10 protein-coding genes and 1 pseudogene are annotated in these 9,980 nt (G+C 62.9%); all 11 read left to right on the forward strand.

Annotated features, from left to right (window positions below; genetic code table 11):
* Positions 1-213, forward strand: a 213-nt coding sequence (locus tag VF515_16640) for a polymer-forming cytoskeletal protein (protein HEX7409259.1), incomplete at its 5' end; no start/stop codon positions are given.
* 82 nt (positions 214-295) lie between these two features.
* Positions 296-985 (forward strand): alpha/beta family hydrolase, encoded by a 690-nt coding sequence (locus VF515_16645; GenBank protein ID HEX7409260.1) that lies wholly within the window; start codon positions 296-298, stop codon positions 983-985.
* Between the two features lie 30 nt (positions 986-1,015).
* Entirely contained in the window at positions 1,016-1,324 is a 309-nt protein-coding gene (locus VF515_16650; GenBank protein HEX7409261.1) for a DUF3467 domain-containing protein, read from the forward strand.
* Positions 1,325-1,537: 213 nt separating this feature from the next.
* Positions 1,538-2,131, forward strand: a complete 594-nt coding sequence (locus tag VF515_16655; protein ID HEX7409262.1) for a Smr/MutS family protein — start codon at positions 1,538-1,540, stop codon at positions 2,129-2,131.
* 127 nt (positions 2,132-2,258) lie between these two features.
* A complete protein-coding gene (locus tag VF515_16660; protein ID HEX7409263.1) occupies positions 2,259-2,660 on the forward strand; it encodes a hypothetical protein in 402 nt (133 codons plus the stop codon).
* Positions 2,661-2,751: 91 nt separating this feature from the next.
* The gene (locus VF515_16665) at positions 2,752-3,903 is read left to right on the forward strand and encodes an acyl-CoA dehydrogenase family protein (protein HEX7409264.1); all 1,152 of its coding nucleotides are present in this window, start codon (positions 2,752-2,754) and stop codon (positions 3,901-3,903) included.
* A 109-nt stretch (positions 3,904-4,012) separates the two neighbouring features.
* A pseudogene (locus VF515_16670) lies at positions 4,013-4,282 on the forward strand (4Fe-4S dicluster domain-containing protein).
* Positions 4,283-5,531: 1,249 nt separating this feature from the next.
* Positions 5,532-5,969 carry a hypothetical protein gene (locus VF515_16675; protein ID HEX7409265.1) on the forward strand — a complete coding sequence of 146 codons (438 nt, stop codon included), beginning with the start codon at positions 5,532-5,534 and terminating at the stop codon, positions 5,967-5,969.
* Positions 5,970-6,151: 182 nt separating this feature from the next.
* On the forward strand, positions 6,152-7,060 hold the full coding sequence (locus VF515_16680; GenBank protein ID HEX7409266.1) for an LD-carboxypeptidase: 909 nt from the start codon (positions 6,152-6,154) through the stop codon (positions 7,058-7,060).
* A 138-nt stretch (positions 7,061-7,198) separates the two neighbouring features.
* Complete coding sequence (locus VF515_16685) at positions 7,199-8,326, forward strand: serine hydrolase (protein ID HEX7409267.1); 1,128 nt, start codon at positions 7,199-7,201, stop codon at positions 8,324-8,326.
* A gap of 10 nt (positions 8,327-8,336) precedes the next feature.
* Entirely contained in the window at positions 8,337-9,824 is a 1,488-nt protein-coding gene (locus tag VF515_16690) for a Mur ligase domain-containing protein (protein ID HEX7409268.1), read from the forward strand.
* The last annotated feature ends 156 nt before the right edge of the window (positions 9,825-9,980 follow it).

Raw genomic sequence — 9,980 nt, forward strand, 5'->3', positions numbered from 1 at the left:
GCGTTGAAGCTGATCGTGCTGGGACAGGTCCGCGGCGAGGTCCGTGGCGCCGAGCGCGTCGAAATCGGCAGTGGGGGCCGGCTCATCGGAACGGTCGAGGCACAAAGTCTGGTGGTGAAAGAAGGCGGCTGTCTGGAAGGCGACTGCCGCATCATGCCACCGCGCGCCTCGCTTCGCGTCGTGCGGTCGCTGCCGACAGCCGCGGACACCTGAGAAGGACAGTTCGATAGTCTGTAGTTGATCGCCGGAGATCGAAGGCCATCCGGCTTTTCTCTCTCACTATCGACTACCGACGATGACCTGTTTCGAGCAGCGCCAGATCGTACTCGAAGGCGGCGGCAGTGTCTCGGCTGTCGTCGCGCTTCCGGAGGTACGCGCTGCGGACGATACGCCGGCAGTCATTCTGGCCCATGGCGCCGGGAACGACATGCACAGCCCCTTCCTGTCCGCCATCCATGAAGGTCTGGCGCGATGTGGCTACGTGACGGTGAAGTTCAATTTCCCATACAAAGAACGCGGCGGACGTGCTCCGGACCACGCGTCCATTCTGGAGGCGTGCTATGCTCGTGTGCTTCACACCGTCCGTAACGATCGGCGGATTGCCTGTCAGCGCATCGTGATCGGCGGGAAGTCGCTCGGCGGCCGCATCGCTTCGCACTTAGCCGCCTACGGCGAAGAGGTTGCGGGATTGCTCCTGCTCGGCTACCCGTTGCATCCACCCCGCAAGCCTGACCGGTTGCGCGTTGCGCACCTCACCAACATCCGCATACCGATGCTTTTCTTTTGCGGCACCCGCGATGCACTGTGCGAGTTCCCCCTGCTGCAACAGGCGCTCGCCCGTTTGTCTATGCGCGCGGAACTTCACATCATCGAAGGCGGGGACCATTCCTTCAATCTCCCAAAATCGATGCAGCGTGATAGCATGGCTGTTTGCGCAGAGATCATCGAAGCCAGCGCGCACTGGCTGGCGACACTGGGCAAGTAACCACACCATCACAACGGAGGGGAATGAGTCATGGCAGACGAACCGACACCACCGCAGAATCAAATCTCGATTCAGATAGATGCGGACAGTGCGACCGGGGTGTATTCGAACCTCATGATGATCAGTCACCGCAAAGAGGAGTTCGTCCTCGATTTCCTGTTTGTCCAACCGCAGCGGACCGCACAGGGACAGGCGGTGGCGAACCTTCGGTCGCGTGTCATCACCACGCCGGAACACATGAAGCGCATCCTCAAAGCGATCGAGGAGAACATCACGCGCTACGAGCAAGCGTTCGGCACCATTCAGGCGGCCACCGACATGCCCAAGGTGATGCACTGATTGGGGTCTTTCGGAACATTTGCTGTTGCTTGCCGCTTTCTGTAGAAAATAAGGTGAAGCATCAGGAGAGGCAGCGGTATGGGGCCCGAGCGTCCTCGTCAGCAATCTGAGTCTGCACTCGTTCACCAACCGTTCCGGGTTCTCGGCACGCTGCAGGTCCAGCGTCCCATCCCAGCGGCAGCGCCAGCGACGGCACCCCCGGCCGCGCCACCTGTGCCGCCGAGCGATGCAGCGACGCTGTTCCGCCAAGCCGTGGCGGGGGTGACCCCCTTGAAGGCGAGCGCGCGGGCGCGGGTTGCAGGTCCGGCACCCGCCTCACCCGCGCGGGCAATCACACATCCCGACGCCGAGGCGCTCGCCGAATTGTGCGATATTGTGGGTGGCAGTGCCCCGTTCGACATCAGCGACAGCGACGAACACCTCGAAGGCGCAATGGTCGGGCTCGATCCGCGCTTGCTGCGCCGCTTGCGCAGCGGCGAGTTCGCCTATCAGGACCACCTGGACCTCCACGGCATGACGAGCGAAGAGGCGCGTCCAGCGGTGGAATCGTTCCTCACCCATGCCTACCAGAGCGGCAAGCGCTGTGTGCTCATCGTCCATGGCCGCGGCCTCAATTCAAAGGACCAGATTCCGGTCCTGAAGAGCCGCCTCGCAACCTGGCTGGCCCGTGGGCAGTCGGCGCGGCGCATCCTGGCATTTGCCAGTGCCCGCCCGTGCGACGGTGGGGCCGGCGCCTTGTATGTTCTTTTGCGCCGGCAGCGCAATGTGAAGCGGCCGATCCGCGTTATCGTCGGCGCCAAGTGGTGAGGTCGAACGGCCTGCAAGCCCCGGGGTTTTCTCCAGTCGGTTTTCAGCTATGCTCTCTCTGCTCCAGATGCGATGCCAAGCCTTCATTTCGGCCGTCATGGGTATTGTGGTATTAGCAGGCACCGCCATGGCTGACCCGACAACGCGTTTTCCGCCCGAGTTCGTGGGTCAGTTGCAGCACAGCAAGGAGATCTATGTTGCCACGCTACGCAAAGACGGAAGGCGCAGCACCGTTGTCCCTGTGTGGTTCGGCATCCTCGACGATGCCATTTTGTTTGCCAGCCTTCCCGACAACCATAAGGCAAAACGCGTGAAGCGCGGGAGTCCGATCTTTGTCTCAGTCCAAGGCAAGGATGGTCCTTTCATCAAGACCAAGGCCGAGATCGTCAAAGACGGCGCCGTCGCGGAGCGCCTCGGACAGATCTACTCGCAGAAGTACTGGATTGCCTGGGTGGGGATGTTCCGGCCCAGCCGCGCGAAAATCGAGACCGGCAAGAACGTCCTGATCCGCCTCACCCCGGAACCATAACCCGCTCGCCAACACCGATTGCATGGGCCCCGGAAACTCGGGTAGAGGGTTGGGGCGCGGAAGCATACAAGCCGCGACTTCGGGAGGAACCATGGATTTCGCCCTGTCTACAGATGAGCTGCTTCTGCAGCGATCCGTACGCGACTTCGTCGAGGAGCAAGCCAACACCTGTTGGAAAGAGATCGATCGAACCGATGAGTTGCCGGCGCATGTCATCGAGGGCGCCTGCGGTCTGGGGCTCTTCGCTCTCAGCATCCCCGCCGAATACGGCGGCCTTGAGTTGTCGGTCATGCAGAAGGCGCTGGTGCATGAGATGCTGGGGCGCGGCCCGTGGGGGCTGGCAAGCTTCATCAGCGTGCACACCGGCCTCGGCTGTGTCGGCATCGTGCGCTTCGGTTCCGAGGAGCAGAAGCGCCACTATTTGCCGAAGATGGCGACGGGGGAATGGCTCGGCTCATTCGCGCTCACCGAGCCCGGCGCTGGTTCCGATGCCGCCGCACTGCAAACCCGCGCCGAACGCCGGGGCGACAGCTACATCCTCAATGGGCGCAAAACCTTCATCACCAACGCACCCAAAGCACACCACCTGTTCCTCTTCGCCCGTACCGACAAAGGCATCACCGCGTTCATCGTCGATGCGGACTCGCCGGGCCTGAGCATTGGCGCGGTGTTCGATACCATCGGGCACCAGGGCGCACGCATCTCGGAGGTCGTTCTCGACGACTGCCGCATCCCCGTTGACGCGCTGGTGGGCGAGGAAGGACGCGGCTTCGACTACGCTAAACGCACCCTGGCAGAGGGGCGCACGACCCTGAGTGCGCGCTGCGTCGGCGCCGGCCAGAAGGCGCTGGAGCTGGCACTCACCTACGCCGAGGAGCGGCACACGTTTGGAAAGCCGTTGGCGGAGCATCAAGCCATCGCCTTCCGACTCGCCCAGATGAGCGCGCGGATCGAAGCGGCACGCCTGGTGGTGTATCGCAGCGCGTGGATGTTAGATCGCGGCAGCCCGGCCGTCCGCGAATCCTCGACGGCAAAACTGGTGGCGGCGGAGAGTGCCTGGCAGACGGTGGATGACGCCCTGCAGATCTTCGGCGGCAACGGCTATGTCCGCGGCGAGTATATGATCGAGCGCATCTGGCGCGATGTCCGCGTCGCACGCGTCTACGACGGTTCCAGCGAAGTGCAGCAGATAGTCATCGCCCAGCGCTTGCGCAAGGGCGACGTCGAAACGACGTACAACTAGGCCCCGCAGCACGTCGCAGCGGTTCAAGACCGTTCAGGCTCCCAATTGCGGTGCGTTTTCCTCGTTGGTAAGGTGGCCGCCGTATCGGAGCTGGGCACGAGGTCGACCAATGGCAACCATCATTACCAGTGAATGCATCAACTGTGGCGCGTGCGAGCCGGAGTGCCCGAATACCGCCATCTACCAGGGCGGGGTGGAATGGGAGTTGACCGGCGTCACCCATCCGCCCATCGCCACTGAGATTTTTTACATCGTGGCGGAGAAATGCACGGAGTGTGTGGGGTTCTTCGACCACGAAGCCTGCGCCGCCGTGTGCCCGGTCGACTGCTGCATACCCGACCCCAAGAATCCGGAAACCGAAGGCGCGCTACTTGAGCGGGCAAAGCAGCTCCATCCCGAAGGGACCTTTGGCGGCGACTTCCCCTCCCGCTTCCGCAAGGGGGGCGCAGCCGCTGCGGCACCAGCCGCCGAGGCGCCTCAGGCAGTCCCGGTACCAACGACGCCGCCACCTCCCGCTCCGACACCGGCGTCGGCCGCTACGGCGGCTCCCAAGCCCGCATCAACGCCTGCGCCGGCGCAACCGACTGAGCCAGCGCCCTCGACCGCGAAGGCAGCCGCACCCCCACCTCCCCCGTCAGCAGCGCAGGTGGCCGAACCGGCACCCGCGCCAGTAAAGACTGCGCCTGTCCAGACTCCGCCACCGGCCATTGTGCAACCTACGGCTGAAACGCCATTCAACATCCCCGAAATTGGCGGGTGGGAGATCCCGATCGAGTGCTTCCGTTGCCACGGCACTTACGCCGTAGCCTACAAACACTTCCGCAGCGGCGTTGTGCTCTACTGCCCCTCTTGCCAGGGCTCGTATGTCGTCACGACCTCCATGCATGGCCGGGTGAGCCGCGCCCTCCACCAGTTCCACGGGCGCTGGCGCGAGCAGTTCGACCGCTTTCAAACCGAGCGGCGGAAGGAGTTGGAGGCGTTCGAGGAACGCCAGCGGGCGCAGCTCGAAGCGTTCAACGAGTCCTTGAAGCAGGCGAGCCGTGAATTCAGGCCGCCTGGCGCGTCACGCAAGCGCGCCTGGATCTTTGGGTGAGAAAAGAAGCGGCCGGCAATCAGTGGTCGGCCGTCAGCCAGAGGGATTGTCGTCCCTCCCAAGCTGAACGCTGATTGCTGACAGCTGAAAGCTTCCCTCACGGCAATCGCTTCACGTCGTGGCCCACGGGTGGTGCTCCGGCCGCCCCGAACGGCGGCGGACCCGCAGCACCTACGGGCGGCGGACCTGCAGCATTTCGCGGAGGTGGTCCAGCCGCACCTAACGGCGGCGGACCCTGTGGCCCCACAAAGACCGGCCGCCTGAGCTGCCGCCGGCACGCCTCGACTTCATTCCCCGTCATCCCGGTCGCACGGGCAATTTCGACCGTGCTGCGACCCTGTTGGAACAAGCTGAGGAGTGCCGAACAATCTTGTGCGCGCGCAGCAGTGGCACACACAAGAACGATCGTTACAGCAGCGAGCGTTTCCCCAACCCGATTCCAGCTGCCCAACCTCATGCGACGTGGAGTCATGATCTGCCTCCTACAGAATACTTGTAACACAGATTTATCCAGAATGTCGCATCGCACTCTGGGATGTGCGCCGGCTCGGTAATCGACACCAACACGAACAACACGGTGAAGGAGATTGGGGTCGGCCTGAATCCGCTCGGCGTCGCCATCACGCCCGATGGCCACTTCGTCTACGTGGCGAATCGCCAGCCATTGAACATCACGGCAGTCGGTAATGTCTCCGTAATCGACATCGGCACGAACGCAGTCGTTGCCACAGTCGGGGTTGGTGAGAACCCGACCGGTGTGGCCGTCGGATCAATTTCAGGGACCTGCTCGGGCGACTGCAACAACGATGGCGTGGTAACCGTTGATGAGCTGCTTCTAGGGGTCAACATCGCTCTAGGCACTGCGCCACTCAGCGAGTGTCTGTCCCTTGATGCCAACCACGACGGTGTGGTCACCGTCGATGAGCTGCTCGCGGCAGTAAACACAGCTTTAAACGGCTGTGCGGACGCCTAACCCCCCTTTCGCCGAGTTCCCAGCGATCCGCGCTGGCGTGTCATTTCCGCGTCCCTGTGCGATGCTATAGGGGAGAACTGATCAGGAGGGCTCTCGATGACTGAGCATGACTACCGGGTCGTGGGCGCGCGGCGCCATTGCGATGGAAGCGCTGGAGGAGTAGACAGCTCAGCCGTACGGATATGATTCGCAAGCCGGCCCCGTTGCGGCGGGGCGATGTGATTGGGGTGGTGGCACCGGGGGGTGCAGTGGACGAGGCGAGCCTTCAGGCCGGTGTCCGTGTCCTCGAGGACGCCGGATTCCGCATTCAACTTGGCGCTGCAGCACGCAACCAGGCGGGCTACCTGGCCGGTACGGATCACGAGCGTGCCAAGGACCTCCATGAGATGTTCCGCGCACCCGCGATCAAGGCCATAATTGCGGCCCGCGGCGGCTACGGATCGGGACGTCTCTTGCCGCTCATTGATCCGGCTGAGATCCGGCAGCACCCGAAGATCTTCGTCGGCCACAGCGACCTCACATTCTTGCTGAACGACTTCGTGCAACGCGCTGAGCTTGTCAGCTTCCATGGCCCGATGATTACCGGTTTGCAGCAGCGGCCAGAAGCCGCAGAAAGCTTGCTGAGAATGCTGACAGGCAATCGCATCGGTTGGCATCAACCAGCACAGGACGTTGTCCAGCCCGGCACGGCGGAAGGCCCACTGGTTGGCGGCTGCCTCTCGGCAATCGTCGCAACCCTTGGAACGCCCTATGCGCTGGAGACACGTGGGTGTCTCCTCTTTTTGGAAGATGTGAATGAGAAGCCGTACCGGGTCGATCGCATGCTAACCCAACTGCGCCAGGCCGGCGCACTGGGCGAGGTGGCAGGGGTCATCTTTGGTGAAATGAGCGGCTGCATCGCAACGGAAAACGAACGTGTCTCAGTCCGTGACGTCATCGCAGAAGCCTTCGCCGACGCACCGTATCCGGTGGCTTTTGGTCTGCCGAGCGGCCACGGGCTCGGAACTCTGACGTTGCCGCTCGGCATTCGGGCGCGCCTGGCCGGCGAGCGCCTGACCTTGCTGGAATCGCCGGTGGCGGAACAGTGCTGAGTCCTGAGTTCCAAAGATGACCAAATATCCTACGTGTCAGCGCGGCAGCCAGAAGCGAGTGAAGTTACACGGTGACTTCATCTTGAAGGCTCGGGGTCCCAATCTCAGGACTCAGGACTCAGGACTCAGGACTGTCTGATGAGTTTCGACCAAGTCGAGCGCGAAATGGAGGCGGCCGTCGGGCGCCGGGTCTTTCCCGGCGCGGTCCTTCTGGTACGCGAGGACACGCGGGTCTTCTACCACCGGGCCTTTGGCCACCGCAGCCTCGAGCCGGAAGTCACACCGATGCGGGAAGACACGATTTTCGACGTGTCCTCGCTCACCAAGCCATTTGCCACCAGTATCGCGATGATGCTGCTGGTAAAAGAAGGGAAGATCGCGCTGGATGACCGGGTCACGCGGTTCTTCCATAATTTCGGCGTCTACGGAAAAACGCATATCACCTTCCGCCATCTCCTCGCCCACATGTCCGGCCTGCCGGCCTGGCGGCCGTATTACAAGGAGATCCAGCAAATCGAACGGCGCGGCGGCCGGATCAATTTTCTCGCCAGCCAGGCGGCCAAAGCCCACGTCTACCAGGCCATCCATCGCGAGCATGTGGAGGCCGCGCCGGGCAAACAGGTGATCTACAGCGATCTCGGCTTCATGTTGCTCGGCGCAATCATCGAAGAGGTCGGCGGCATGGCGCTCGACCGCTACTGTCATGAACGCATCTTCCGGCCACTCGGCTTGCGCGCGACGGGGTTTGTCGATCTGTCCTTGCTGCGGACGCGCCGACTGGAACCGGTCACCGAGATGATCGCACCGACAGAGCGGTGTGCGTGGCGCAAGAAGATTCTCTGCGGTGAAGTACATGACGACAATGCCTACGCCATGGGTGGCGTGAGCGGGCATGCCGGTCTATTCACCTCGGCCAAGGACCTCGACACCATTCTCTGTCACCTCAAAGACTGCTACCGCAACATCGGCCAGCTGATCCCGGCACGCATCATCACCGAGTTCTGGACGCGCGACCAGACGGTGCCGGCTTCCACCTGGTGTCTCGGCTGGGACACACCCTCGCCCGTCGGCTCGAGTACCGGGACTTGTTTCTCGCCACACTCAGTCGGGCATCTGGGGTTCACCGGCACCTCCGCATGGCTCGACCTGGAACATGACCGCCACGTCATCTTGCTGAGCAACCGCGTGCATCCGAATCGTGACAACGATCTCATCAAAGCCTTCCGCCCTTTCATTCATGATCTGATCGTAAAGGCCCTGTCCTAGAAGAGCACCCATGATGCAGGCCCCCGCCATTCCTGACGCCGTGCGCCGCGGCAGTGCGCGCCGCATCCATCTGATCGCCATCTGCGGCGTCGGCATGTCTGCTCTCGCCGGCATGCTGATGGAACGCGGCTATGAGGTATCCGGCTCCGATGAGAACGTCTACCCGCCGATGAGCACGATATTGGAGCGGTTGGGAATCGCCATCCGGCCAGGATTTAGAGCCACCAACCTCGCGGACCGGCCCGATCTGGTCGTCGTCGGCAACAAGGTGTCCCGTACCAACCCGGAGGTTGAAGCGTTGTTGACGAGCGGAGTGCCGTACGTTTCATTCCCTCAAGCCCTGGCAGAGCTGTTTCTGGCCGACCGCCGCCCCCTCGTCGTTGCCGGGACGCATGGCAAAACGACCTCGACCGCGCTCCTAGCCTGGGTGCTCGAGCAGGCAGGCCTGGATCCCGGCCTGATGGTTGGCGGTGAAGCGCTGAATTTTGGCGGCAATTACAAACTCGGCACGGGCATCTACTTTGTCGTTGAGGGCGACGAGTATGACACCGCATTTTTCGACAAGGGGCCCAAGTTTCTCCACTACCGGCCGCAGGCGCTGCTGCTGACTGCGGTGGAGTTCGACCATGCCGACATTTATCGGGATCTGTCGCACGTGAAAGACGCATTTCGCCGTCTCATTGGCGTGCTGCCGTCGGACGCTCCGCTTGCCGTTGCCGCGGATTTTCCGCACGCCGTCGAGGTCGCCGCACCCCACAACCCTCGGATGACCTTTGGTCTCTGCCACGAGGCCGAATGGCGGGCCACGAATCTCCGTGACAACGGCGACGAAACCGTCTTTGACATCGTTCGGGGCGGCGTGCTCCAGTGCACTGCCGCTATCCCACAGCCGGGCCCGATTAACGCACGGAACGCCTTGGGCGTGTTCGTCCTTACCCGTGCCTTGGGCCTGACCACAGCCGAGATCCTGCCGGCGCTGGCAAGCTTCCGCGGGGTGGCGCGCCGCCAAGAGGTCGTCGGGGACTGCAGTGGGATCACCTTGGTCGACGACTTCGCCCATCATCCGACCGCTGTCGCCGGTGCCATTGCGGCCTTGCGCTTGCGCTATGGCAGCCGGCGTCTCTGGGCGGTGTTCGAACCGCGATCAAACACCAGCCGGCGTAAAGTCTTTCAGCGCGAGTACGTCGAGGCCTTTGCCGCCGCCGATCAGGTGATCATCGGCGGCGTTTTCCAAAAGCAGACCGACGTGGTTGTCGAGTCGGACGTGTTCTCGCCTGAGCAGTTGGCTGGCGACCTGCGGGCTCGGGGCATGCGCGCCCGAGCCCTTGCGGGTGTTGATGCCATCGTGGCCACTATCGCGGACGAGGCTCGCCATGGCGACGTCGTCCTGATGATGTCGAATGGAAGCTTCGGCGGGCTGCGCGAACGGCTCCGCACCCTGTACCGCGGCACGTCCGCCCAGTCACCCCCCGCGGGGCCTAACCCGGTAGTTCCCTGACGGGTGTGCGGCTCGGCCTTACCTGAACATCGCCCAGAATCGTTTGCAGGTGCTTGCGGCGGTAGTCAATGAACTCGGCCTGGTGGCCGCTGCCGCAGGCAATGCGCTGGCCCACATGCCCGCCGTGATCGCCGTTGAGCAACTGCTCCAACAACA

This window comes from Candidatus Binatia bacterium, assembly GCA_036382395.1.
Lineage (GTDB): Bacteria > Desulfobacterota > Binatia > HRBIN30 > HRBIN30 > JAGDMS01.